Here is a 23,966-nt window from a genome sequence, read left to right as displayed (position 1 = left end):
CAGTCTTTACTTCATTACTTTGACATAAATTACTCAGAAATAGGCTCCACAATGAGGATTATTCCATCGATCGCGACGATTTTTACGCGAGTACCGGCTGAGATATTTTGCTCACATTGTGCTGACCAGGTGGTATCGGCGATGCGAATTCTGTTTAACCCAATTGAAAAATTTTCCTCGAGTATCACGCTGCGGCCAATTAACTGCTTGTACTTTTGGTTGAGATCTCTTGTTTGATCATCTTGTTTGTCTCTTGACCACTGGCGTCGCCACCATAACCAAGTTGTCAGCAAACTGAAAGTCGCGAAAGATAACCATTGAAGTTGCCAGCCGAAAGGGAGCACTGCCAATAACGCTCCCACTAATAACGCTGATAACCCCAACCACAGAAAGTAACCCGCTGTACCAAGTAGCTCAACGGCAAGCAGCACAAAGCCGAATGCAAGCCAGTGCCAAAATGTTATGCCATCAAGCAGGTTGAACAAGTCCATAACTAGGTCCTAATCTTTATTTTGTTGTTTAAACATTTCTGCGATGCCCGCAACAGAGCCCATGAGTCCGGTTGCTTCCAAAGGTAGCATAATGATTTTTCCGTTTTCAGCTTGACCAATACTCTTGAGAGCTTCTGTGTAGCCTTGCGCGATGAAGTAATTAACGGCTTGCATATCGCCTTTTGCGATGGCTTCGGAAACCATGTAAGTCGCTTTTGCTTCCGCTTGAGCAGCACGCTCACGCGCTTCAGCATGGAGGATAGCAGACTGTTTTTCACCTTCTGCTTTTAAAATCTGCGATTGTTTGTGACCTTCTGCTTTGAGGATTTCTGCCTGACGGACACCTTCAGCCTCGAGAATTTCAGCACGTTTATTACGCTCAGCTTTCATCTGGGCGTTCATTGCAGCAGTTAGATCGGCTGGTGGCTGAACATCTTTTATTTCAATACGCGTGACTTTTACGCCCCAAGGGTTTGTTGCTTGGTCCACGATCGCTAGCAGCTTGGTATTGATCATGTCACGTTGGCTCAGCATTTCATCGAGTTCCATCGAGCCAAGTACGGTACGAATATTCGTTAGCGTTAGATTACGAATCGCGTGTTCTAAATCGTTTACTTCGTAAGCCGCCTTAGCCGCATCGATAACTTGAACGAAACCAACCGCATCGATCACCACGTTTGCGTTATCTTTTGAAATGACCTCTTGTGCTGGAATATCAAGCACACGTTCCATCATGTTTACTTTTTGACCAATTTTATCAACGAATGGAATGATCAAGTTTAAACCCGGCTTTAATGTGTGGGTGTAGCGTCCAAAGCGTTCAACTGTCCAGTTGTTTCCTTGTGGAACCGTTTTGATGGCTGAAGACAAGATAACGACAGCGAGGACGACGAAAATACTGATAGTGATCAGTGAATCGATAGGCATGATTTATTCCCTTGAGTGCATAATAACTGATTCATTTTCACGCATTTTGGGGTTGTAGACAATCGAAGATGTTGAGAAGAAGCGATAGCGGGGCGATTTTAGGCAAAACAAAAGCCGGAAGTTCCGGCCTTAGGCAGCATCGTATGGTTTAGTTGGAACTACTTTGTTGGGTATTCAATCCAACTAGAACCATCAAGAGAAACATAATACTTCCCTTGTACTTCAATCACAGTAGAACCGGAGTTCTGCGCGACAATGCGTGTTTCTGGTAGGTTCTCTGTCAATATTGAAGGGCTAAACGTCTTACTTTGATAAATGTTTTTATCCAGAATATTCGACACGAGCTGTGACAACGCCAGATAGCTAGATGGCGCATTGACGTGTTCTGTGCTGCCCTGACGTTGAATTCCTTCTCCGAAGATTTTAATTCCTACCGGGGTGTGAACGATCGTTGGCGCAGGAATTTCTCGCATACCTGAAATCTGCATTCGGTCTCCTCGCATACCACCACCATGTTCTGGTACCAAGGCCACAACAATGTTGCGCTTTGAGGACTCTAAGGTTTTAAAGAACGCGTAGAGATCATCAAGCAAATTCTTAAGGCGCATTTTGTAGCTAGCAATGGATGTGCTTGAATTCGTATTGATGATCCGGTTGCCATCGTGCAGTGAAATTGAGTTGTAGAGTGCCACGACTTTGTCGTCACTACTGTTAAGTCTTTGCTGCCACCAGTTATCCAGTACTTGCTTATCGCGGAAGATCGAAGAGCCATCAAAAGATTTTTGGTAAGGAGCTAAACCTTCTTGAGACATAAGAGCCGCTTGTAAGTCACCGTCTTTCTTGATTAATTCAAGGAAGCTATCGAAGACACCATTGTGGTTCATCAGTAAATTTTCTTTGAAGCCTAGCTCTTTCAAACTTTCGAACAAGTAGCACTGTTTTGAAGGTGCGGGTTGGAACAGTTGACTGTGTTCCTGTTGACCGCAATTGGCTCGTAGCAGACGAATGACCGCAGGCCCGCTGTATGACGTAGCGGAACTAAAATTGTCGAACATGATGTCAAACTCTTTGAACAGAGGATGATCGGCCAGTCCTGCAATTTCGATGTCATCCCACGCGACCGAACAAATACTCAAGAACAACAAATCAAAAGGAGCATCCATTGCGCTGCTAGTATCGAATGTCACACGTCGAGAAGCTTCTTTAGAAAAGAAATCTGCAGCTAACGTGTTGAGACTTGCATCGTTAATTTCCGTTATTTGAGGTTGTTTGCTAGCAGTAACCTCGGTTGGCGGCTGTTGTTGAGTTACTTCTGCAGCCACTGTTGTCGGAGGTTCAGTCGTCATTGGCATACTTATATAGATCATAGCAATAACCACAAAGACTGAAACTCTAACGAACTTGCTCAAAATAAAGTACGCACCACACAAAGCGAGCAATCCGAGTATTGCTTGGAATGATAAAAATCGTCCCAAAAGTTCGGCCAGATAACTCAATTCAAACTGCATTAATTGTCCCGCTTGAGCCCAAAGACGGTCTAGCGGAGGGAGATAAGAATCGTAATGCAAGAGCCACGCTGCGGCGACAAATACAACGATATGACGCACCGTATTTAGGCTTTTCATCGAGATTGGCAGCAGGATGAAGATCAACAGCGCAAAGTTTTCCATTGGATGGAAATCGATGATTCCCTGAAAATAGAGCGCTATTTTTGCGATAAAGTAAATGTTCCACCAGCCCAATCCTATAGTGAAGGGGGTAGAGTCATGAGAATGCGATGTCATTACTTAAGCTTCTTGGTGTTAGTGGCTGATGTATCTAGCTCAAAATAGCGTGAGCGTTTTAAGTGCTTGTGGTAAAAGCGTGTGGTTGCGTTTACTAGGTCACGAAGAAAGTATCCTAGGAGTAGGCCAATACCTAAGCTGATACTCGCGGTCAGTAAAAAGTCGTTAATATTCATGAACGTTCCTTAAGCTCAATGGCCTTTTTGACAGCAAACAAAGGGGGAACATCAACCATGGAATTGGTGGTGGTATGGAATATTTCCCTTTCTGTCGTCAAGGTTGAAACGTCATCGGATATGACGGCTTCATCTTGAACGATCAATTTTAGCTCTGTTTCGATATCTAATTGAGTATCAAACGTGTGAGTTGAGTGAAACAAGTCTCTCACTGGAAACTCAAATATATTGTTTAGTGCAATATCAATATCGCTTTGTCGAATAGCACTGAACAAGACATATAGAGCTTTTTTGCAGGCTGTCACAACGTCGCCATCTCTTCGAATATGGCAAAGACGTAAACATTCCTCTGCTGTCATGCCTGGCAATAAGTTCAGCTTGATGAGCGCAAAGTTCACACTTGAGTGTGTTGAGTGGGAAATGACGTCAATACAGTATTGGTTAAAGTCCTGGTTTTGTAAGTAGCCTTTGCTACCAAACTTAAGGTCATACTTTAAGAGCGCCTCTAAACTGTCAGGAATTGGGCGTGTAAGCATTTGGCCTTGAATTGCTTCAACCTGAGTCATAAAGCGCATATGGGGGATCTGCGCATGTGAAATGAAGTTCGCCCCCGCGCGGAGTAAGAACTTTTCATCTGCATATCTCAGACATTGTTGGGTCTCCCTGACAATAATCTTTAGCTGACGACCATATGCGGACCTTAAACGGTAGCAATCTAACGCGATCTGTTGAACTTCGCTTTGGTTATCACAGCTGAAAACAATAGTTGAAGAGCGAGGGTTGTTTAACATCGCTATGAGTTCTTGATTACTCTCGGCCATACGCATCCCTTTTGGGGCTTTCTCGTTTTCTCTGAAGGCTCTTCTACTGATATATATTCTATCACTATCCGATTTGTCTTCCGGTATGACACGAGATTGATGCGTATCGTAAGGCGTTGCTTTTAGCTTCTTATCTTTAGTGCTAGAGAGAAGGTACTCGTCTTGGGAAATTACACCGTGTTTATTGGACCAAAAATCCACAAGATAGCAGTAGCGAGCGTCATCTAATGATGTCATGGTCGCCAAACCTGCAATGTATCTATTATGAGAAATCAGCATGGGCTTTAATAGTGAAGTCGTCAGATGCCCATATATACAAACACTAATAGTGAGTTTTTTATTATTTGCCAGTTCATTTAAGTTTTGTAGGAAAATACTTACAAAATAATCGTCACTTGATGATACCAGTGAATCTGGAACTACTAATATATATGTAGAGAGTTTCCTTATATTTGTTTGATGAATATCTTTTGCAAGCTTTATAGCGTTTGGCGCTTTATTTGTGAATTTGTGGCTAAGAAAAAAACATTGTTCAAGATGATTTTTAGATAAGTCATTGAATTTGCATAAGGCCTCATCATTCAATGCAGACAAAAAAGTTTCCTTGTTTGTAAAGCTTGTAAGTGAAGTGTTGTTATTTGCTGGTAGCGTACTGAACAAATAATCAATAACCATTTGCTTATGTGTAAATAAGTTTACATAAACAGAATTTATCTCTCGTTCAGAGGTAATTGCGGATAACCCGGAGATTGCTGACATCAAAAGACCTTATAATCAATGGTTTACTGTCGTTGTGCGTTGTGGCTTACAATCCGCTGTATGCTAATCGTTACAATGTTACTTTTCTTGGCGACAAGAAAATGACGCCGAGATATTAAACGAAATTGATCAAAAATTAAAATAGTTATAGCATTGCTTCATATGATGTTTATAAGTTTAAACTCAATAATTTGCAAGTCTATGATTTGCTGGTAAATTATTTTTTGTGCTTATATATCGTAAATGGATAATTACAATTCATCTTCATAACCCCTGTTGCTGAAGTCAAACATCATTTAGGGATTTATTAATTATGTGAACTATAAATAACCCTTTTCACATTCATTAGCATTCTGTGAATATGAGACGCATAGGTCGATGCGTCAATTTTTCAACAATGGAATTTATACTGCAAAGAGTAGCTGGCGGGATTGCCATTACCGCAGTTTAAACACCGTTATATTGTGAAAAAATGTTATGACTGAGTCTGCAAAAGATATTAATTCGATCTACTCTTCTTATAACTTAACTCAACATAAGTATATTGAAACAACAGAAAACGAGTCTTACGTGCAAGCTAAAAATAAGTGGTTGGTCTTTCAAGCCAACAGTGCTCGTAATGCTCTGCCTCAAGTGCGTAATAAGCAGAAAGGTTTAGAAACGGAAGCGATATGAAACGCCTTCTTTTTGTTAGTTTAAAAGGTGGTTGTGGCTCAACGACCGTCGCTGCGAACTTGGCACAAGCATTAGTTAAGATAAACAAACAGGTACTGGCCATTGAGGTGATGCCTAACAGTTTACTGCAAACTCATCTTGGCTTGCCGCAGGAAGAGCAAGATGGCTGGGCGAAACAACTTCTTTCAGATAAACCTTGGACCCAGGCTGGCTATGAAAGCCCACAAGGTGCACTTTTTTTACCGTTTGGCCATCTGAATTCTGAGCAGTTAAAAGCATTTTTTAACGAGCGTTCTCACTACCTATCAATGCTAGGTGAAATGACGTTGCAAGTGAGCGAAAACCGTGGTGAGCAGTGGCTGCTTTTTCACTCCGACTTAGCAGAGCTTACTGATCCTGAAGTGCGATCTTTTGTCGACTCAATGGATATGATTGTGGTGGTGGTAACGGCAGATGCCCTGAGTTATCTCACTCTTCAATCTTGGCTACAACATGAAGAGCTATCGAGATTGCTTCGCTCTGACAAATTACGTTTTTTGGTGAATAAGTATCAGCCAGAAACCGAAATTGGTCGTGATTTCATGTTGGTGCTGAAAAAGGAACTTAGCGAATCGTTGATTCCTGTTTCGATTCATCGAGATACGGCATTGCTTGAATGTGTGGCAAACCTGACGACCGTTCAACACTATTCGCCATCGAGCCAAGCCGCAAAAGATTTTCAGTCTTTTGCTTTTTGGTGTGTATCAGCGTTATCAAGCGCTCAGGACCAAAGCTAATTTATGCGAAGTCTTAATCTAATTTTCCAACGCTGGGTAGTGGACCAATTCAGACTACAGAAGAAAGCTTACGAGCAAGCCTGGAATTGCAAAACAAACTGGGTTGGTGAGTGTGCTTTGTCTTTTTGGTTTTCATTGAGTTTTGTATTTTTAAAGCCGGTTATTTCGGGTGTTCCCTCATGGAAACTGCCTTTGGTTTACTATCCAAACGTTAATTTTGCTGCGCCAAGATGGTTTGATCCTATACGTTTTATTATCCAAAGCGTGTGGTTGCTTTGCTTCAAGCAAAACGTAAATACAGCATGGTCCAAAAAAACCAGCAGCTTAGCGATGACTTTAGCCGAGCAAATTCGCAATGCGTTCTACTTGCCATTTGAATTGGTTGCAAAAAGCGTCCGCTGGTTAGAACAGACAGCGAACAACATCAAAGATCCACAAGTTCGAGAGCGCATTAAAGCAAGTAAGTCAGCAATGGCATTGAACTACACCTTGCTGTTTTTCGTGGTGTTAATCGCTTTGCTGTGTTTTACGGTGCCATTTGGTTATCAGGCTCAGACTGTCTTTGTGTTGTTACTCTGGGCATTAGCGATGATGGTTCGTCGCATGCCGGGTCGTTTTCCTACCATGCTTTTGATCATCTTGTCGGTTACGGCCTCATGTCGATACTTGTGGTGGCGTTATTCGTCTACCCTGAACTGGGACGATCCTGTTGCTTTGTTTCTAGGGGGCGTTTTACTTCTAGCTGAGACGTATTCTTGGATTGTGCTGATGCTTGGCTATTTCCAAAATATCTGGCCATTGAATCGCAAACCAGTATCGATGCCACCGGATCAGTCAACTTGGCCAACCATTGACTTGATGATCCCTACTTACAACGAAGATCTTGATGTCGTGAAAGCGACGGTTTATGCCTCGTTAGGTGTCGATTGGCCGAAAGACAAACTCAACATCCACATTCTGGATGACGGCAAGCGTGATAGCTTCCGAGATTTCGCCAAAAGTGTAGGGGTGAACTACATCCGCCGCCCAACGAATGAACATGCGAAAGCCGGTAACATTAACTATGCGTTGAAGCAGACCAGCGGTGAGTTTGTTGCGATTTTTGACTGTGACCATATTCCTACACGAGCATTCTTTCAGCTCACAATGGGGATGTTCCTGAAAGATCCAAAGTTGGCGCTTATTCAGACGCCGCACCATTTCTTCTCTCCGGATCCGTTTGAGCGTAACTTATCGAACTTTCGTAACGTGCCAAACGAAGGCAACTTGTTTTACGGCCTGATTCAAGATGGTAACGACTTATGGGATGCTACTTTCTTCTGTGGTTCTTGCGCTATTTTACGTCGAGAGCCTTTAGAGGAAGTCGGTGGTATTGCAGTCGAAACCGTGACGGAAGATGCGCACACTTCTTTGCGCATGCACCGTTTAGGCTATCGTTCTGCATATCTTAAGCAGCCGATTTCTGCTGGTTTGGCGACAGAGACATTGTCTGCACACGTTGGGCAACGCATTCGTTGGGCTCGCGGGATGGCGCAGATATTTAGGGTAGATAATCCATTGACTGGAAAGGGTCTTAAGCTCTCTCAACGGCTTTGTTACGTCAATGCCATGCTGCACTTTCTATCTGGTATCCCAAGGATTGTATTCCTGATCGCACCATTGGCTTATTTGTTGCTGCATTCCTACGTGATTTATGCGCCAGCGCTGGCGATCATTTTGTACGTATTGCCCCATATGATCCACGCGAGCATGACCAACTCTCGTATGCAGGGTGACTACCGTTATTCGTTCTGGGGTGAGGTATACGAAACCGTGCTTGCTTGGTACATCGCAAGGCCAACAACGGTGGCTTTGTTTGCACCCCATAAAGGGACATTCAACGTAACGGCAAAAGGCGGTTTGGTTGAAAAATCTCACTACGATTGGGTGATCTCCCGACCATATTTGGTTTTGGTTGCACTCAATATTCTGGGCTTTGCTGTAGGGATTTACCGAATGGGGTGGGGGCCTCAAGACGAAATCGGTACGGTTATCGTGAACCTCGTTTGGACGATGTACAACTTGTTGATTTTAGGTGCTGCTGTCGCCGTTGCGGTAGAAGCCAAACAAGTTCGAAAAGATCACCGAGTAGAGGTAGCGATTCCTGTCGCGGTAAGGCTTCACTCAGGGCACTTGATTCAAGCGCAGATGAAGGATTTCTCTTTGGGGGGCGTGCGCATTGAAATAGACGGAGTCGATGAACCAACCTGTGCGTACCTACTTGGCCAAACCTTAGAAGTGATCCTCAATCGCGGTGGTCAAGAATTCGTGTTCCCGATGACGGTTGCCTATGCTCATAAGGGGATATTTGGTTTACAACTCAACGAATTGTCTCATCAACAACAAATCCAATACGTCCAATGTACATTTGCACGTGCAGATACGTGGGCGAAATGGCAACAAGGCTATCAATCAGATAAGCCTCTATCGAGTATGCAGGCTGTACTGCAAGTCGGCTTTAATGGATACAAACGCTTGCTGCAACATTGTCCTAAGTTTGTTCAGGCCAGTGTGGATGCACTTTTATTTTGTATCGAATTTATTTGGTCACTAAGACCTCGTTATGTCCCAATCAGGACCTCAAGTCATGCTAAATAATAAAAAACTAACGGCGTTGACGACGGCTATCACTCTCATGTGTATGTCGGGCAGTCTCGCGGCACAAGAAGTAAGTCAGCAACAACCAACGCCTTTGGCACAGCAAGATGCTGAAAATTCGACCGTATTTAAGCGTGTCATTCCATTTAGTCAATTGGGTTACAGTGGTTCAATTGCTATTCAAGGTAGTGAGGCCAGTGCTTATATTGGTTTCGGTTCGCGACTCGATGAGGTGGTGTCTAAAGCCACGTTGTACTTTGACATCACACCTTCACCAGCGTTGCTCTCTTTGGTTTCTCACGTCAAAGTGTATTTGAACAACGAGCTTATGGGAGTGGCGTCAATCGTCGATGGTCAGCAAGGTAAAAAGTTGAGCTTATCGATGCCGCTGGATACTCGTTACTTCAGCAACTACAACCAAATTCGCTTTGAGTTGATTGGGAATACTCAGAAAGACTGTGCCAATCCAAATGACTCGAGCATTTGGGCTGAGATCAGCCAAAGCAGTCGAATTGAAATGTTTGCCCAAAAGACAATGCTGGAAAGTGACTTGAGCTTGTTGCCAGCACCGTTTTTTGATGTCCGTGATTTTAGCCAGTTAAATCTGCCCGTCGTTATGGGTGGCAAATACGATCTGGATGATGTCAAAGCAGCCGGTGTCTTGAGCTCTTACTTTGGTGCTCTAGCGGGTTGGCGTGGTGCTCAATTCCCTTTTAGTGTCGACACGTTACCTAAGCGCAACGCCATTGTCTTTGTTACCAATGACAACAAACCTGAGTTTCTGAGAGATTTTCCGGACACGGATGGCCCTCGTCTTCAAGTTATCACTCACCCAACTGACCCATACGTGAAGCTTCTTCTAGTGATAGGCCGTGACAGTAAGGATCTTAACGTTGCGGTACAAGGTTTGGCGTTGGGAAACCAACTTCTTACTGGGCCAATCGCGAAGATTAATGAAGTCAAACAAATCAAACCACGAGTCCCGTACGATGCGCCAAACTGGGTGAGTACGGCTCGTCCCGTTGCATTATCTGAATTAGTCGAACAAAAAAGCATGTTGCAAGTGGAAGGTCGAACGCCTCCTCCAATCAACGTGAGTTTGCGCTTACCACCCGATCTCTTTACTTGGCAGAGCCGTGGTATACCGATGGATCTTAACTATCGGTATTCGCCACCTGCTGCGGATCATTCTGGTTCTCGCCTGACTTTGAGCATCAATGACCAGTTCATTGAGGCGTTTAACTTAACCACAAAAGGCCAAGGTGGTGAGTCTAACCGTGTGCGTGTTCCTCTATTAGATGACAGTATTCTGAGTGGTGATGCGCTTGTTCGTATTCCGGCCTTTAAAGTTGGCAGTAAAAACCAAATCGAGTTTGAGTTTGGCTTTGCGTCGGTGACCGATGGGCAATGTCAGGTGACGCAACCAAGTAAGCAATACGCGGTCATTGATGGTGACTCTACGGTTGATTTTAGTGGCTTCCCTCACTACATCGAAATGCCAAATATGCGCGCTTTTGCTACTTCTGGTTTTCCTTACACTCGCATGGCCGATTTGTCAGAAACTGCGATTGTTGTTCCAGAGAGAGCTCCAAAAGAAGTGTTGCAGACCTTCTTAAACGTCATGGGGTCGTTAGGACGTGATTCTGGGTACCCAGGTATTCAGGTGCTTTTGACAGACAAATGGAATGCTGAGCAACTAAAAGATAAAGACATCCTGACGATCGGTGTTGTGGATGCACTAGAAGAAGCCGCTAATAATCCTGACCAAGTTAACTTAGTGGTTAAAGAGGGTCAGAGACAAATTCGCCTACCAAGCAAAAATGAAAAGCAGCTCGGAATGAACTGGATGAGTCCAAGTGATGCTCGTCAAGTGGCCGCGGATTATGTTTCTGTTGAGGCTGAGGGCTCTTTTGCTGCTATTTATGGTGCAGAATCGCCATTTACGAAAAAACGCAGCGTCATTTCTATTATGGCGGCTCACCCGTCAGATTTTTCGTCGGTTGATCGCGCGTTGGCTGACTCCGGTAAAGTTGAGCACATGTTTGGCTCGGTGGTGACGTTGAGAAATAACGAAGTAGCAAGCTACAACGTGGGTTCGCACTACTATGTCGGTAAGCTTCCTGTGTGGCAGCTCGTTTGGTATCACTTCTCTAATCACCCAGTCATCGTTGCGTGCTTTGCCGCCTTGCTAGTGGTGATCGTAACCATTGTGCTTTGGCGCGTATTACGTCAAGTCGCGTCTAGACGTTTAGAAAAAACTGAGGAAGAGGAATAATGAAAAAACTCATCTCGTTCCTTATGTTGTTCGTGTCTCCTTACTTGTGGGCTAACACCTGCGAGTGGCCACATTGGGAAACATTTAAGTCGGTATACATGGAGCAAGGCAGAGTCGTTGATGGCAGTGACGAGCGTATGATTACGACCTCGGAAGGTCAATCTTACGCATTGTTCTTTGCCTTGGTTGCCAATGACCCTAAAACCTTCGATCAGGTTTTAAAATGGACTCAATCACATTTGGCTGGTGGGGATTTGACGGCAAGGCTTCCTGCTTGGTTGTGGGGAAGAAAAGAAAATGGTCAGTTCGGAGTGTTGGATTCTAATCCAGCGTCAGATTCTGATTTGTGGATAGCGTACTCCCTCGTTGAGGCGGGAAGATTATGGAATAACTACTACTATCAGACCCTTGGACATCTTATCGCGAGTCGTATTTTACGTGAAGAAACCGTCAACATAGCGGGAGTTGGAACGGTATTGTTGCCTGCTCCAACAGGTTTTGATGCCGACGGCCAGTACCGTGTGAATCCGAGTTATGTTCCGTTACAACTGATTGCTCGTATGCAGTCTCTGTACCCGCAATACAACTGGGATTCAATGTATAAGGCAAGTGTTCACATGCTAGAGAAAACGATGCCAGCTGGCTTTAGCCCAGACTGGGCAACATTGAGAAATGGTCGTTATAGCTCAGATGGGGTCACTGGGCCGATAGGCAGTTACAACGCGATCCGCACTTATCTTTGGGTGGGCATGTTAAATGACCAAGTTTCAGAAAAAGCAGTATTAGTTCAAAAAATGCAGCCGTTTGTGGCGGCAACCAAAACCCTTGGTGCGCCAGCGAGAGAAGTAAATACTGAAACGGGTAAATATACCCAAGCAGGAAGCGCAGGTTTTTCTGCTGCGGCTCTTCCGTTACTCGCGGTTTCTGGTGAATCTACGCTGTTGGAGACGCAGTTTCGTCGTGCTCAAAATGAACTTGTGGTGGACAAAAACGATCATTATTACGACAACGTATTAAGTCTATTTGGGCTTGGTTGGCATGAAGAACGTTACCGTTTTGGTGTGCAAGGTGAATTGCTTCCTGTATGGAGCGAGAGATGTCAGTAACAGGACGCGTGTTATGGTGGATTCCACTGGTTGCTTTGGCGGCTGGTGGCGTCGGCACTGTGCATGCAGAAAGCTTTAGCTCAAAACCTTTGACAAAGTCGCAGCTCGCACAGGTCTACAAGCCTATCGAGCTGGTTCAATTTTCCACATCATTAGCACGAGTTGACTCGGTTGAGTGGTTGGTTGAGCAGCTAAAACTGGCGGATGCGATTGGCCGAGATGATATTGTCGAGAGTACTCTGGAGAGGCTGTTCGCGATTGAAGAAAGCAATTCAACGGGGCTTTTCTATCAAGCGAATATGTATCTGAAACGTAAGCAGCCAGAATTAGCAAAACCGGTATTTGAGCGCTTAATCAGGCAGGCGCCTCATTCGCCTCAAGCGAAAAACTTGTCATCGATTATGGCCATTCAGGGAGAGAAAAGAGCGGATTATCAGCGCGCTCAGTTGCTTGCAAAATCTGGTCGTTACGATGAAGCGATTCAAGCTTACAAAGCCCTTTTCCCAAATGGAATGCCATCACCAGCGTTACAACTTGAATTCCTACAGTTGCAAAGTAATTTGCCTGGCAGTTGGATCTCGGTGAAACAGGGACTGGAACGTTTAAATGCAAATTATCCTAGTGTTCCGTCTTTTCAACTCGCGTTAGCCAACCACATTCGCAAAGAGAATCCTGCCGATCCATGGATTCTTGATACCTATAAAAAGTTAGCGCTTGCTCCTTCGGTTGGAACAAATGCGGCAACGTCGTGGTTGCGTGCATTGGATCAATTGCCTATTTCAGATCAAGTTGTTCAGCAATATGCCATTTTAGCTAGCTACTACCCGTCTGACATGGAGATTCAAAGAGCGAATCAAAGCGCGAAAGATCGCTGGAAAAAGGAAAAGGAACTACGAAAAGACCCCACCTATCTCGCTAAGCTCAAAGGGTTAACGTTGCTCGAGGAAGATAAAACCGACCAAGCAGAAGCTCAGCTGCGTTATGCGTTGACGACTCGTCCGCGAGATCCTGAATTGCTCGGTGCTATGGGCAAGGTTTATCTACGTAGAGGGCAGCAGCAAAAAGCGCTCGAATACTTTAAACAGGCTCAGCGCTTAGATCATAATCCTGACTCGGCCTCAAAATGGGCAGCGCTAATCGAGACGTCTCAATATTGGGCGTATCTTGATCAAGGTGATGCCTTGGTCGAAAAAGGCCAGTTTAAGCAAGCAGAAAGCGTTTATCACAAAGCGATTCAAGTAGATAAATCCCAACCTTATGCTTATTCATCATTAGGCTCTTTGTATCTTGAACAAGAAAATTATGCCGCGGCAGAGAAGGTTTTCAAACAAGCTTTGCAACTGGACAGTAGCAATAGCTCTGCATTGCGTGGTCGTTTAGATGTTCGTATTCAGCAGCAAGATTGGTCTGGCGCGGAAGCACTCGCGCGCAGTTACTCTGCCCCACAGCAGAAAGTGGTCGCTGAAAAAATAGCGAGCATCAAGTCGGAAGTTATTTTGACTCGTCTGCGGATCGCAATCGCTCAAAATGATCAGGCAACGATGAAAGCGTCCGTAGAGGAATTGATTGCGCTACAGCCAACATCCCCATGGCTAAGGCTTGATATTGCTGACGTTATTCATTCAATGGGCGACAAAGTACGCGCGGATACGCTGATGTCCAATTGGGCTACATCTAGTAATGACCCTGAAATGAAATTTGCTTACGCGCTTTATCTCGCGCAGGACTTCAAAGTGAATGAGGCCATCGCTGAGCTAGAGAGCATCGCACAACATGACATGACAGACGCAATACAGCGCAATTTAACCCGCTTGAAGCTTGATGCTCAGTTGAGAGACATTCAAACGCGTTACTTAGCTTCTCCTGAATCAGTAACGGCGACATTACGTGCGCTAGAGTCGGATTATCAAGGTCAAATTCAACCGCTCGCTCGTCTAGTGAGTGCGTGGTTAGACATTGATGAAGTTAAGGAAGCTGAGAGGATTTTCCAAAGCATTTCGTTTGCAGAAGATTGGTCAACCGATGACAAACTGGCTTACGGCAGCATGATGGTAAGCTTGAATCACTTTGAAGATTTTGATAGTTGGTATGCGAGCTTAGCATTAAATTCCGCAACACAAGATTTAAGTGCTTCGGAAGCATTACAGTTTGATGAACTCAAAACCCGTCGACTGTTGAGTCAAGCGGATCTGATGCTTGTTAATCAACAGCCTAAGCTTGCGTTGGATTTGTATAAACAAGTTTCTTTAAAGCCTGAGCCATTTAAAACTCAAGCAGAAATTGGCATGTTGCAAGCCAGTGCTTTGACTGGAGATGAAGCGACGTATCACGATATGCACCTCATTTTGAATAAAAAGCGCGATAGCTTAACTGCGGCACAGTTGATGACAGTGGCCGCGGTGTTTAATCAACAAGGCTATCGAAATGACGCTAATGCGCTAAATCAGTTGTTGGATGCGATACCTGATGCCGACGCCTTAGCGTTTCGCAATAGCATGTCTATAGCAATGGAAAATCAACAGTGGGCGTTAGCTGAAACACGCGCCTATCAAGCCTTAAATCATGACCGAATGGATAAAAATCGTGAACCTGAAGAGGCAAAAAAAGAACCCCCAAGCTTACGCGAGCTATATGATACTGCTGACGACTACTGGTTGACTCGTAACGTCAAATCGGACATCGATAAACTGCATGATCGGAGTGATGGTCATGTCATAATTGGCTGGGATTACAGTGCACGAGATGGTCGCAATACTTCGAATCAAGTGCCCATAGAAGCCCGAATCCCGATTGAGAGCTGGGATGGGCATCTGTTGCTAAAAGCCGATTATGTTTCTATCGATTCAGGTCAGTTGGACTACTATGAAAAAACCACCGATTCTGACAGCGTTTCGTTCCAAAATGACGCATCAGGTATGGCATTTGGAGTGGGCTGGCAAGCTGAAGATTGGTTGGTCGATATCGGCACGACACCAATTGGTTTCGACCATACCACATGGGTTGGTGGTGTGCGTATCAATGGGGATCTAGGTGAGTTAGGTTGGACGGCAGAAGCTTCGCGTCGCCCAGAGACCAGCAGCACGCTTTCTTATGCAGGAATGTCTGTCCCTAGTGGCACGACTGACCCTCAAGGGACTAAATGGGGTGGGGTTATCCGTACTGGTGTGAAGTTGAACTCAAGTTGGGATACTGGTGGCCCTTACGGTTTTTGGAGTAGCTTGCAGTATCATATTTTGACTGGTGAAAAGGTTGAAGACAACACTCGTTTAGGCGTGTTAGGTGGGGCATACTATAAGTTAATTGCAACGGATGACCAGCGTTTAAGTATTGGTACGAACTTAATGTACCTTGATTACGACAAAAATTTGGGTGAGTACACGCTAGGTCACGGTGGCTACTACAGCCCGCAAAGTTACTTCTCGGTGTCTTTACCTATCAACTTTTATGGTCGATACAGCAGCTCTTGGTCATATCAGTTGAGTGCGTCCGTCTCCAACTCTTGGACTAAGGAAGACGCACCATACTTATCGACAATAGCGACGTCAGACAAAGGTGGTGGTTTTGGTACATCGTTGCAAGCAGCGGTGGAAAAGCGAGTCAGTAAACGTTGGTACCTTGGCGCATTAGTCGATGTGCAGCGTTCTGAGTTTTATACTCCAAACCATTTCATGCTATATGCCAAATACACCTTTAATGATCGTTGGCAACCAATAGAATATCCACCAGCAGCACCAATGCTGTATAGCGACTTCTAATAAAAAAACAAAGGCCGGAAATTCCGGCCTTTATTGTCTTATTTTTAGAAGAATTCTGCGCTTAGTACAAGATGGAGTACAGCTGGCGACGATATTTACTTGCAATAGCGTTGCCTTGTCCTAATGCGCTTAGGATATCCATAAAAGTCTTCTTCACTTCGCCATCTTGCGCGCCTAGGTTTACTTTTAAAATGTTCCAAAGTAGCTCTAGCGCTTCTTCATCACGACCTACTTGGTTGTATTGTACTGCTAGCTCACATGCCAATTCGAAATTGTCTGGGTTAGCTGCCAACTCTTGTTCCAAGCGCTTTAATTCTGGACTTTCAGCCGCTTGCTGATGCAGTTCCAGTTTCGCGATTAAGCTTTTGTAAGAGTTGTCTTGATACTCAAGTGGGATGGTTGCTAACAACTCTTGTGCTAATTCGAATTGTTTAGTTTCTAGCAAACAATCGGCTTTCGCTAATTTTACATCACCGCGTGATTGCAGTTCATCTGACAGTGTTTGAATGACGTTCAGAGCTTGTGCATGTTCGCCTTGTTGAAGCAGTTCGCTTACTTGCTTCAATAGTTGTTCGTCAGGGCTTGGCAAATGTTTTTGTAGCATTGCGCCAATCGCTTCGATTGGTTGAGGCCCGCCTAAGCCATCGACTGCTTGTCCATTAACAAACAACGCGATTGTTGGCAGTACTTGCACGCCAAATTGGGAAGCAAGCGCTGGTTGATCTTCACAGTTCAGCAGAGCCAATGTAAAAGCACCATTGTACTGTTGAGTGAGAGCTTGCAACTCAGGTAGCACCTGTGCGCTTTCTGGTTGAGCGTTGGCCCAAAAATGAATCAGAACGGGCGTGTTCATTGATCCTTCAAGCACTTCTCTAAAATTCTGTTCTGTTAACTCAACGATAAATGGGGATTGCATCTGAGTGTCCTTGCTTTAATTCAGGTCGATGTCTGTAGATATGGAGCTAATTGAATGGAAAATCAAGCGGGTCGAGGATATTAGGAAAAACGCTGCCGAAGCAGCGTTATCCTATTTGCAAGCAAAAGTGCAATTAATTTGGTGGTTCTCGCACGTTAGATAGCAGAGCATGGCATCGTGCAAGGTGTGGTATCAAAATAGGATGAACATCGTCAACACTACACCCACACTAAGCCAGTTCAGCTGATTTAATGTCATTGTTGCCTCGCATTCGTACAAAACATACTGGGTGGCGATACCAAATCTTTTTAAGTTCAAAATCTTAAGAGGAAGTCTTAATTGATAAACTTAATCAGAAATTGATTCGAGCGCGTGAGGTTTTTTTAACCTACGTGCTCATAATGACATCACATTGTTACGATGAAATTACATTACGACAAAATATTTCTATGCGGCTTGTCGCAAAATTTTATCGAGGACACGAGTGGGTAATAATCGTTTCAAAATCGCAAACAACTTAGTTGGTGTCGTAATGCGATAGCGAATTTTAGGTTTATTGCTGGTTAGCGCGTGAAGAACGGGTTCGATACAAGCTTCTGCGGGCAGCACGAATCGATTATTCGATTTATCGTTATCTAAACGCTTTTTCTGTCCTTCATACGCGATACGGTGAGGGCTTGAATCTACGTCAATCCATTGCTCAAAAGCGTGCAGAGCGTTGTGTCTAAATTGCGTTTCAATGGGGCCGGGCTCTATCAACGCCACTTTGATGTCGGTATCAGCAAGTTCGAGCCGTAATGTATCTGTCCATCCTTCTAGGGCAAACTTTGAGGCGTTGTACGCCCCACGATACTTCATTGCGGCAAAACCCAAGACAGAGCTGTTTTGAATAATGCGACCTTCACCTTGAACACGCATAGTGGGTAGTACCTCTTGAACCAATTGGTGCCAACCAAAAAAGTTGGTTTGAAATTGCGCTTTCAATGCTTCGGTAGGCAGATCTTCTAATGCACCGGGCTGACCATATGCGCCGTTATTGAACAGGGCATAAAGCTGGCCTTGAGCCAATTCAATCGCTTGTTTTGCGCCACTAGTGATGCTTATTGGGTCGTCGAGGTCGAGCTGGATACAGGTTAACCCTTCTGATTGGAGTCGTTGAACGTCATCAAGCTTTCTACAAGAGGCGATGACGTTAAAGCCTTGTTTATGGAGTGCATGAGCACAAACGTACCCGATGCCCGTTGAGCAACCCGTAATGAGGATGGATTTATTCATGTGTTAGCTTAATGCGAGAGACAGATAAGCTTTATCATTCAACAGCTTCTATCTTGAAGCAAGTGCTTCAGTGCTGGTTCTATTCTTGAATAACTAAATTTAAAGCCGAGCTCGGTGAGTTTCTTAGGTTTGGCTCGCATACTGTCAAACAACAAACATGCTGATTCTCCCATCGCCAATGCCATGACCCATTTAGGTGTGAATAGAATATGAGGACGTTTGAGTGTTTTCGCTAACGTGCGGCTAAATATCCGGTTAGTCACAGGGTGAGGAGCGCACATGTTGAAGGCACCATGCGCGTGAGGGGTTTCAAGCAGGTACATAATGGCACGAACCATATCGAGGATATGAATCCAAGGCATGTATTGATTCCCATTGCCAAGCGGTCCGCCTAACCCCAATTTGTAAGGCAAGAGCATTTTCGCGAGTGCTCCGCCATTAAGCCCGAGTACGACGCCTGTCCGGAGAAAGCAAACGCGGGTTTGTTCGGACTCAGCTCGTTTGGCGATTTGTTCCCACTTGGCGCAAACCATATGCGGGAAATCGTCGTTATTCACATGAAGACACTCATCGAACGGATGATCCTGCTGGTCGCCGTAATAACCCACGGCAGATCCACTAAGAAACACAGAAGGCGGTTCGGTACTGGCGTGAATCAGCTCAACAATTTGCTCGGTAATTTTCCAGCGACTGTCGCAAATTTTCTCTTTTTGCTGTTCCGTCCAACGCTTGTCTGCGATTGGTTCTCCTGCGAGGTTGATGACGGCATCTATGTTGTTGAGATCGGCGAGTTCATCAAGAGAAGCAAGGTACTCGATATTACCTAAATCAGCGTACTGCAAGTGCTGTTTGGCTTGGTCTGGCGATCGGGTCAGTAACACTATCTGATGAGTGGTGAGCAGTTTGAGTAACTCAGACCCTATAAACCCAGTTCCACCTGTAAGTAATATCTTCATAGCATCTCTTTGAATGTCAATATATTAGAACATTATAGTCGTTTTGCGCCTCGCTTGATCAGTTCCGCGCTCCTTATCATGCGTTCTTCCATCTTTCAGATAAATTTTCGTGGTGGCTCATCCAGTTCACATATTAGGAAAATGTAACCAAATGTTAGTGGTGACATAAGGTTGTTCACGTTTGTGAGTAGAAATTTATGCCACACTGAGAGTAGATGATAAGGATATCACCGGACAGGTCTCGCCTTCAGAGCCAATAACTTGTTCGTCAAAGGGAGGATTTGCATGGAAGCACTCACTGCTTTGTTCCGCGCTCTGTTTAACAGTGCCCGCGATCTTCTTCCTATTGTAATTGTTATTACCTTCTTCCAATTGGTGGTTCTGCAAGAGCCTTTACCTAATTTGGTCTCGATTCTTTTTGGTTTGTTGTTGGTCATTTTAGGCCTGACGTTTTTTATTTTCGGGCTAGAACTCGGCTTGTTCCCCATTGGCGAAAATATGGCACAAGCCTTTGCTCGAAAGGGCAGTGTGTTTTGGTTATTGATTTTTGCGTTTTGCTTGGGGTTTGGAACCACTATCGCAGAGCCGGCATTGACTGCTGTTGCAGAAGAGGCCTCAGAGGTGGCGGCTGAAGGCGGGATGATCCCTAATACCGAACAATCCATGACGGAGTATGGCGTTGGCCTGCGGATCACGGTGGCTTTTTCTGTTGGGATTGCGATTGTGATTGGGGTGCTGCGCATCTTAAAAGGGTGGCCAATTCATTACATGATCATCGGTGGTTATGTTGGCGTTGTGACTCTCACTTGGTTTGCGCCAGAGTCGATCATCGGCGTTGCTTACGACTCGGGTGGCGTGACCACGTCAACGATTACCGTCCCTTTGGTGACGGCATTAGGTGTGGGGTTAGCTTCGGCCATTAAAGGGCGTAACCCTATGGTGGATGGTTTTGGGTTGATTGCGTTTGCCTCTTTACTGCCAATGATGTTTGTCATGATTTATGGGATGGCCGTTACATGATTTCATTCGAACATTTCTTAGATACGTTGCTGTCCACTATTCGTGATGTGATCCCGATTGCGGCGATTATTTTTGGCTTTCAATTGGCTGTGCTGCGCCGCCCAGTGAATAATCTCAAAAAAGTGTTGCTCGGCTTTGCGTATGTCATTGTTGGGTTATCGTTATTTTTACTCGGTTTGGAGATGGCATTGTTTCCGTTGGGCGAAACAATGGCGGTGCAGTTGACCGCTCCTGAATTCGTCCGAGAGTTTAAAGTCTCTATTGGGCAGGCGTTAGAGTGGGTCGACTATTATTGGGTGTACACCTTTGCTTTTTTTATCGGCTTTAGTACGACCATTGCTGAGCCTTCATTGATTGCAGTGGCCATCAAAGCCAATCAAGTGTCTGGTGGCAGTATTAGTGTAAATGGCTTACGAGTTGCGGTGGCTTTAGGTGTAGCGATAGGTATCGCGCTTGGCAGTTATCGTATTGTGGTGGGCGACCCGATTCATTACTACATCATTGCGGGGTATATCGTCGTGGTGATTCAAACCTTTTATGCGCCTAAGTTGATCATTCCACTTGCCTACGATTCAGGTGGTGTCACCACCTCTACCGTGACAGTGCCTTTAGTGACGGCGCTTGGGCTGGGACTAGCCTCAACTGTGCCAGGCAGGAATCCGATGATTGATGGCTTTGGGCTTATTGCTTTCGCCAGTTTGTTTCCAATGATATCCGTAATGGGGTATGCGCAAATTACTCAGTGGCTTAATAAAGACACCTCGGAGGACGAAGAAAATGCGCTTTAAATTGATACTCGCGTTTGTTGAAGACAGCAAAACAGACAAGGTGCTCGATGCGGCTCGTGACGCAGGAGCTACGGGGGCGACCGTGATCAATAATGCTCGTGGTCAAGGTTTAAATCAGAAGCGGACGTTTTTTGGATTAACCCTAGAAGTGCAAAAGGATGTTCTGCTTTTTGTGGTGGAAGAGCACCTTTCTCGGCACATACTTGAGACCATTAATGAAGTGGGAGAGTTCGACCGAGAGTCGGGGCAGGGGATTGCGATTCAAATTGATATCGAGGATGCCGTAGGTGTTGCGCATCAAGTCGAAACGTTGACCAAGGTGGTTGAGGATGAACTATGAGTAATCAAACGATAGTACGAGTAAGGGACGTCATGGCTGCTACTTACGTTATGGTAGATGGACTGATGACCGTATACGAAGGCATTACTCTGGCAAAGAAATATCAAGTGAAAGCGCTAGTGGTCAAAAAGCGCGATGACAACGATGAATACGGCATTGTGTTAATGAATGATATTGCGAAGAAAGTGTTGGCAAATAACCGTGCCCCTCAGCGCACCAATATCTACGAAATCATGACTAAGCCTGCTTTGTGTGTCGATCCAGATATGAACGTTAAATACTGTGCTCGTCTGTTTGAGCGATTTGGGATCAGCCGCGCGCCCGTGATTGAAGATGGCGAAGTGATCGGCATGGTGAGTTACAACAATATCGTGATTAATGGCATGGTCAGAGAGGACGGCTAAACTGTGTAAGTAAAATGCGTAATATTTTTCTCAAGTCAGCGACACGCGTCAATCTCTAAGATATTGATTATTAGTGATGTTGCATATATTTTCACAGGCGCTATTCTTTGTGCCCTAAGCATATAGTTGAGGAATTTAAATCATGCCTTTAGTCTCTTGCCCTGTGTGTGAGAAACAAATATCGAAACGTGCTCACACATGTCCAGGGTGTGGGGAACCGGACCCGTTACACCATTTAGCGAAGTCGAAGTTCATTTCGATGGTTTTTTGGACATTAGTTTTAGTCGGTGCCGGATATTTTGCTTGGTTCCATTTGCTACCAATGCTGATTGAGACTGTGCGTCATCAGTAATCTGGAAGTCGGTTGAGCATACGTCAGAATGCCGTAGAATAGCCTCATACATTTTGAGGAGACAACGTCGTGAAACTATTTTTTGCCTCAGACCTGCATGGCTCTTTGCCAGCAACCGAAGAAACCATCAAGTTATTCCTAGCATCAGGTGCAAAGCATTTGGTGCTGTTGGGTGACACGTTGAACCACGGACCACGCAACCCGATTCCGGAAGGGTATAACCCGCCCCAAGTGGCGGAGCTTCTTAACCAATACAGTCAGCAAATCATCTCCGTACGCGGTAACTGTGACAGCGAAGTAGATCAAATGCTGCTGAACTTCCCAATGATGGTGGATTACGCGTGGGTATTGCTAGAGTCTGGTAAGCGAATCTTTCTGACGCATGGCCATTTGTACAACAGCGATAAAAGACCGCCTTTGCGAGAGGGTGACATCATTGCTCATGGTCATACGCATGTTCCCGTAGCCGAAATGAAAGAGGGTGTGGTGATCTTTAACCCCGGTTCAATGATCTTCCCGCGTAACGGTTTACCAAGAAGCTTTGGATTACTGGATGGGAATATGCTCAGTGTTCAAACGCCAGAAGGTGAAGTGCTGGCGCAGACGACGATTTAACGGCCAACTAAGGTTAGTCGCTACGAAAATGATTTAAATAAGGGAACCGAGTGTTCCCTTATTTTGTATCGGAATGACCGAGATCGCGCTCTGGGTCGATAATGTCTCTTACGCGCTGTTTTAGTTCTTTTGCCTCAGGAAAACCGCCGTCCTTCTTACGTTCCCAAATTTGCTGGCCATTGCAGAAAATCTCGAATCGACCACCTGTGTCTGGATGCAAACTGATGGTGTCGATTTCTTCGCTAAAAGTATGCAGCAACTCTTGCGATAACCAAGTCGAACGCAACATCCAGTTGCACTGGCGGCAGTAATAAATATCAATGATTGCTTTATCCATGAAAATTTCCTTTTAACTGGGTTAAACCAGCAATTTGATGCCCACGGCAAACGTGAGAATTTCGAACGCAATTTTAATCACTCGGTTGCTATAGCGAGTTGCGGCCCACGCGCCTAAACTGCCCCCAAGAAAAGAGCTCAACAACAATACTGGTAACCAAGCCCAGTGAATCGGTGCTCCTGCTTGTACAACCGCGACACCACCAATACCATTCCAAAACAGTCCGACACAAATCATGGTGTAGGCGACCGCTTGTTTGTAATCGAACCCAAACCAACGCACAAGAAAGAGAGTGACAAGCAACCCAGAACCAGCGGTTAAAGACCCGTTGACGATGCCTATCAACATGATGCCAATACCACCAAGAATCCAACCCAATTGATTGCGACGCTTAATGATTTCGATTTGCCCCAGCTGCTTTTTCAAGCGGGAATAAATACCGAGTGCCAGAATCATACTGCCTAGCATCTTTTCCGCAATACCATCAGGGATATGAACGATGAGGTTTGCGCCAATCACAACACCTATACTGCCAACAAAAATCAGATAAAGGGCGATGGGCAATTTAATTGTGCCGGCTTTGAGGTGAGTGCTTGCAGCGCCCAAGCCTAAAGCAACAGAAGCCACTTTATGAGTGCCTAGTGCAACGGAGAACGGTAAGCCAAGAAAAATAAGGAGAGGAAACTGTAGCAAACCGGCGCCGCCACCAGAAAGAGATGCCAACGTATTTGCAACGAGCGAGCCGAAAAAGAGAGTGAAAGTGTCTAACCAATCCATGAGA

22 protein-coding genes are annotated in these 23,966 nt (G+C 45.0%); 12 read left to right on the top strand and 10 right to left on the bottom strand.

The annotated features are described in order from the left end of the window. Window positions 1–29 precede the first annotated feature (29 nt). The 5 genes from UF05_RS02515 to bcsE form a co-directional block, all read right to left on the bottom strand. Window positions 30–491, bottom strand: a complete 462-nt coding sequence (locus UF05_RS02515; protein ID WP_045546203.1) for an NfeD family protein — start codon at window positions 489–491, stop codon at window positions 30–32. Between the two features lie 9 nt (window positions 492–500). Continuing rightward, complete coding sequence (locus tag UF05_RS02510) at window positions 501–1,418, bottom strand: SPFH domain-containing protein (protein ID WP_045546202.1); 918 nt, start codon at window positions 1,416–1,418, stop codon at window positions 501–503. Window positions 1,419–1,576: 158 nt separating this feature from the next. Further along, window positions 1,577–3,202 carry a cellulose biosynthesis protein BcsG gene (bcsG, locus tag UF05_RS02505; RefSeq protein WP_025632291.1) on the bottom strand — a complete coding sequence of 542 codons (1,626 nt, stop codon included), beginning with the start codon at window positions 3,200–3,202 and terminating at the stop codon, window positions 1,577–1,579. Continuing rightward, on the bottom strand, window positions 3,202–3,378 hold the full coding sequence (locus UF05_RS26235; RefSeq protein ID WP_020840228.1) for a hypothetical protein: 177 nt from the start codon (window positions 3,376–3,378) through the stop codon (window positions 3,202–3,204). Before UF05_RS26235 ends, bcsG begins: the two co-directional genes overlap by 1 nt. Then, window positions 3,375–4,958 (bottom strand): cellulose biosynthesis protein BcsE, encoded by a 1,584-nt coding sequence (gene bcsE / locus UF05_RS02500; RefSeq protein ID WP_045546201.1) that lies wholly within the window; start codon window positions 4,956–4,958, stop codon window positions 3,375–3,377. Before bcsE ends, UF05_RS26235 begins: the two co-directional genes overlap by 4 nt. A gap of 477 nt (window positions 4,959–5,435) precedes the next feature. On the opposite strand from bcsE, the gene UF05_RS02495 reads away from it, so the two are divergent. The 6 genes from UF05_RS02495 to UF05_RS02470 are packed head-to-tail and all read left to right on the top strand — an operon-like array spanning window position 5,436 to window position 16,182. Next, window positions 5,436–5,633 (top strand): hypothetical protein, encoded by a 198-nt coding sequence (locus UF05_RS02495; RefSeq protein WP_020840230.1) that lies wholly within the window; start codon window positions 5,436–5,438, stop codon window positions 5,631–5,633. Next, complete coding sequence (gene bcsQ, locus UF05_RS02490) at window positions 5,630–6,409, top strand: cellulose biosynthesis protein BcsQ (RefSeq protein ID WP_020840231.1); 780 nt, start codon at window positions 5,630–5,632, stop codon at window positions 6,407–6,409. Before UF05_RS02495 ends, bcsQ begins: the two co-directional genes overlap by 4 nt. Window positions 6,410–6,412: 3 nt before the next feature. Further along, window positions 6,413–9,046 carry a UDP-forming cellulose synthase catalytic subunit gene (gene bcsA / locus UF05_RS02485; protein WP_025524128.1) on the top strand — a complete coding sequence of 878 codons (2,634 nt, stop codon included), beginning with the start codon at window positions 6,413–6,415 and terminating at the stop codon, window positions 9,044–9,046. Continuing rightward, window positions 9,036–11,321 (top strand): cellulose biosynthesis cyclic di-GMP-binding regulatory protein BcsB, encoded by a 2,286-nt coding sequence (gene bcsB / locus UF05_RS02480; protein ID WP_023585926.1) that lies wholly within the window; start codon window positions 9,036–9,038, stop codon window positions 11,319–11,321. The genes bcsA and bcsB overlap by 11 nt, the downstream gene beginning before the upstream one ends. Further along, window positions 11,321–12,427, top strand: a complete 1,107-nt coding sequence (gene bcsZ / locus UF05_RS02475) for a cellulose synthase complex periplasmic endoglucanase BcsZ (protein ID WP_031816678.1) — start codon at window positions 11,321–11,323, stop codon at window positions 12,425–12,427. The genes bcsB and bcsZ overlap by 1 nt, the downstream gene beginning before the upstream one ends. Then, window positions 12,418–16,182, top strand: coding sequence for a cellulose synthase subunit BcsC-related outer membrane protein (locus UF05_RS02470; RefSeq protein WP_045546200.1), 3,765 nt, complete (start codon window positions 12,418–12,420; stop codon window positions 16,180–16,182). The genes bcsZ and UF05_RS02470 overlap by 10 nt, the downstream gene beginning before the upstream one ends. A gap of 61 nt (window positions 16,183–16,243) precedes the next feature. Here UF05_RS02470 and UF05_RS02465 read toward each other — a convergent pair whose 3' ends face one another. The 3 genes from UF05_RS02465 to UF05_RS02455 all read right to left on the bottom strand — a co-directional run bounded on the left by UF05_RS02465 (window position 16,244) and on the right by UF05_RS02455 (window position 19,329). Continuing rightward, window positions 16,244–17,098, bottom strand: a complete 855-nt coding sequence (locus UF05_RS02465) for a thioredoxin family protein (RefSeq protein WP_005454528.1) — start codon at window positions 17,096–17,098, stop codon at window positions 16,244–16,246. 447 nt (window positions 17,099–17,545) lie between these two features. Continuing rightward, window positions 17,546–18,373, bottom strand: coding sequence for an SDR family oxidoreductase (locus UF05_RS02460; RefSeq protein ID WP_045546199.1), 828 nt, complete (start codon window positions 18,371–18,373; stop codon window positions 17,546–17,548). Window positions 18,374–18,411: 38 nt separating this feature from the next. Further along, complete coding sequence (locus tag UF05_RS02455) at window positions 18,412–19,329, bottom strand: TIGR01777 family oxidoreductase (protein ID WP_020840238.1); 918 nt, start codon at window positions 19,327–19,329, stop codon at window positions 18,412–18,414. 285 nt (window positions 19,330–19,614) lie between these two features. Between UF05_RS02455 and UF05_RS02450 the strand changes: the two genes are divergently transcribed. The 6 genes from UF05_RS02450 to yfcE all read left to right on the top strand — a co-directional run bounded on the left by UF05_RS02450 (window position 19,615) and on the right by yfcE (window position 22,848). Beyond that, complete coding sequence (locus tag UF05_RS02450; protein ID WP_020840239.1) at window positions 19,615–20,349, top strand: DUF1538 domain-containing protein; 735 nt, start codon at window positions 19,615–19,617, stop codon at window positions 20,347–20,349. Then, the gene (locus tag UF05_RS02445; protein ID WP_005454529.1) at window positions 20,346–21,137 is read left to right on the top strand and encodes a DUF1538 domain-containing protein; all 792 of its coding nucleotides are present in this window, start codon (window positions 20,346–20,348) and stop codon (window positions 21,135–21,137) included. Before UF05_RS02450 ends, UF05_RS02445 begins: the two co-directional genes overlap by 4 nt. Further along, complete coding sequence (locus UF05_RS02440; RefSeq protein WP_005382084.1) at window positions 21,127–21,477, top strand: P-II family nitrogen regulator; 351 nt, start codon at window positions 21,127–21,129, stop codon at window positions 21,475–21,477. The genes UF05_RS02445 and UF05_RS02440 overlap by 11 nt, the downstream gene beginning before the upstream one ends. Then, window positions 21,474–21,881: a CBS domain-containing protein gene (locus UF05_RS02435; RefSeq protein ID WP_005454537.1), complete on the top strand. Its 408-nt coding sequence runs from the start codon at window positions 21,474–21,476 to the stop codon at window positions 21,879–21,881. The genes UF05_RS02440 and UF05_RS02435 overlap by 4 nt, the downstream gene beginning before the upstream one ends. A gap of 142 nt (window positions 21,882–22,023) precedes the next feature. Next, complete coding sequence (locus UF05_RS26425) at window positions 22,024–22,233, top strand: hypothetical protein (protein ID WP_011105727.1); 210 nt, start codon at window positions 22,024–22,026, stop codon at window positions 22,231–22,233. A gap of 69 nt (window positions 22,234–22,302) precedes the next feature. Beyond that, entirely contained in the window at window positions 22,303–22,848 is a 546-nt protein-coding gene (gene yfcE, locus UF05_RS02430) for a phosphodiesterase (RefSeq protein ID WP_045546198.1), read from the top strand. A 58-nt stretch (window positions 22,849–22,906) separates the two neighbouring features. Here the strand turns inward: yfcE and UF05_RS02425 are convergent, their stop codons facing one another. Both UF05_RS02425 and UF05_RS02420 read right to left on the bottom strand, forming a co-directional pair. Continuing rightward, window positions 22,907–23,185 carry a SelT/SelW/SelH family protein gene (locus UF05_RS02425; RefSeq protein WP_031816673.1) on the bottom strand — a complete coding sequence of 93 codons (279 nt, stop codon included), beginning with the start codon at window positions 23,183–23,185 and terminating at the stop codon, window positions 22,907–22,909. A gap of 21 nt (window positions 23,186–23,206) precedes the next feature. Further along, window positions 23,207–23,962 carry a sulfite exporter TauE/SafE family protein gene (locus UF05_RS02420; RefSeq protein WP_005496102.1) on the bottom strand — a complete coding sequence of 252 codons (756 nt, stop codon included), beginning with the start codon at window positions 23,960–23,962 and terminating at the stop codon, window positions 23,207–23,209. Window positions 23,963–23,966 lie beyond the last annotated feature (4 nt).

Origin of the sequence: Vibrio sp. S457-15 (assembly GCF_000960545.1) — a bacterium.
Taxonomy (GTDB): Bacteria; Pseudomonadota; Gammaproteobacteria; order Enterobacterales; family Vibrionaceae; genus Vibrio; species Vibrio parahaemolyticus.
The sequence above is the reverse complement of the archived record's forward strand: the minus strand, read 5'-3'. Positions and strand labels throughout refer to the sequence as shown.

Excerpts from the sequence above, each read along its gene's own strand:
- UF05_RS02495 (WP_020840230.1), top strand. The coding sequence starts at position 5,436 with ATGACTGAGTCTGCAAAAGATATTAATTCGATCTACTCTTCTTATAAC.
- UF05_RS02465 (WP_005454528.1), bottom strand. The coding sequence starts at position 17,098 with ATGCAATCCCCATTTATCGTTGAGTTAACAGAACAGAATTTTAGAGAA.
- bcsQ (WP_020840231.1), top strand. The coding sequence starts at position 5,630 with ATGAAACGCCTTCTTTTTGTTAGTTTAAAAGGTGGTTGTGGCTCAACG.
- bcsA (WP_025524128.1), top strand. The coding sequence starts at position 6,413 with ATGCGAAGTCTTAATCTAATTTTCCAACGCTGGGTAGTGGACCAATTC.
- UF05_RS26425 (WP_011105727.1), top strand. The coding sequence starts at position 22,024 with ATGCCTTTAGTCTCTTGCCCTGTGTGTGAGAAACAAATATCGAAACGT.
- UF05_RS02450 (WP_020840239.1), top strand. The coding sequence starts at position 19,615 with ATGGAAGCACTCACTGCTTTGTTCCGCGCTCTGTTTAACAGTGCCCGC.
- UF05_RS02420 (WP_005496102.1), bottom strand. The coding sequence starts at position 23,962 with ATGGATTGGTTAGACACTTTCACTCTCTTTTTCGGCTCGCTCGTTGCA.
- UF05_RS02445 (WP_005454529.1), top strand. The coding sequence starts at position 20,346 with ATGATTTCATTCGAACATTTCTTAGATACGTTGCTGTCCACTATTCGT.
- UF05_RS02470 (WP_045546200.1), top strand. The coding sequence starts at position 12,418 with ATGTCAGTAACAGGACGCGTGTTATGGTGGATTCCACTGGTTGCTTTG.
- bcsG (WP_025632291.1), bottom strand. The coding sequence starts at position 3,202 with ATGACATCGCATTCTCATGACTCTACCCCCTTCACTATAGGATTGGGC.
- bcsE (WP_045546201.1), bottom strand. The coding sequence starts at position 4,958 with ATGTCAGCAATCTCCGGGTTATCCGCAATTACCTCTGAACGAGAGATA.
- UF05_RS02425 (WP_031816673.1), bottom strand. The coding sequence starts at position 23,185 with ATGGATAAAGCAATCATTGATATTTATTACTGCCGCCAGTGCAACTGG.
- UF05_RS02435 (WP_005454537.1), top strand. The coding sequence starts at position 21,474 with ATGAGTAATCAAACGATAGTACGAGTAAGGGACGTCATGGCTGCTACT.
- bcsB (WP_023585926.1), top strand. The coding sequence starts at position 9,036 with ATGCTAAATAATAAAAAACTAACGGCGTTGACGACGGCTATCACTCTC.
- UF05_RS26235 (WP_020840228.1), bottom strand. The coding sequence starts at position 3,378 with ATGAATATTAACGACTTTTTACTGACCGCGAGTATCAGCTTAGGTATT.
- UF05_RS02515 (WP_045546203.1), bottom strand. The coding sequence starts at position 491 with ATGGACTTGTTCAACCTGCTTGATGGCATAACATTTTGGCACTGGCTT.
- UF05_RS02455 (WP_020840238.1), bottom strand. The coding sequence starts at position 19,329 with ATGAAGATATTACTTACAGGTGGAACTGGGTTTATAGGGTCTGAGTTA.
- UF05_RS02440 (WP_005382084.1), top strand. The coding sequence starts at position 21,127 with ATGCGCTTTAAATTGATACTCGCGTTTGTTGAAGACAGCAAAACAGAC.
- UF05_RS02460 (WP_045546199.1), bottom strand. The coding sequence starts at position 18,373 with ATGAATAAATCCATCCTCATTACGGGTTGCTCAACGGGCATCGGGTAC.
- UF05_RS02510 (WP_045546202.1), bottom strand. The coding sequence starts at position 1,418 with ATGCCTATCGATTCACTGATCACTATCAGTATTTTCGTCGTCCTCGCT.
- bcsZ (WP_031816678.1), top strand. The coding sequence starts at position 11,321 with ATGAAAAAACTCATCTCGTTCCTTATGTTGTTCGTGTCTCCTTACTTG.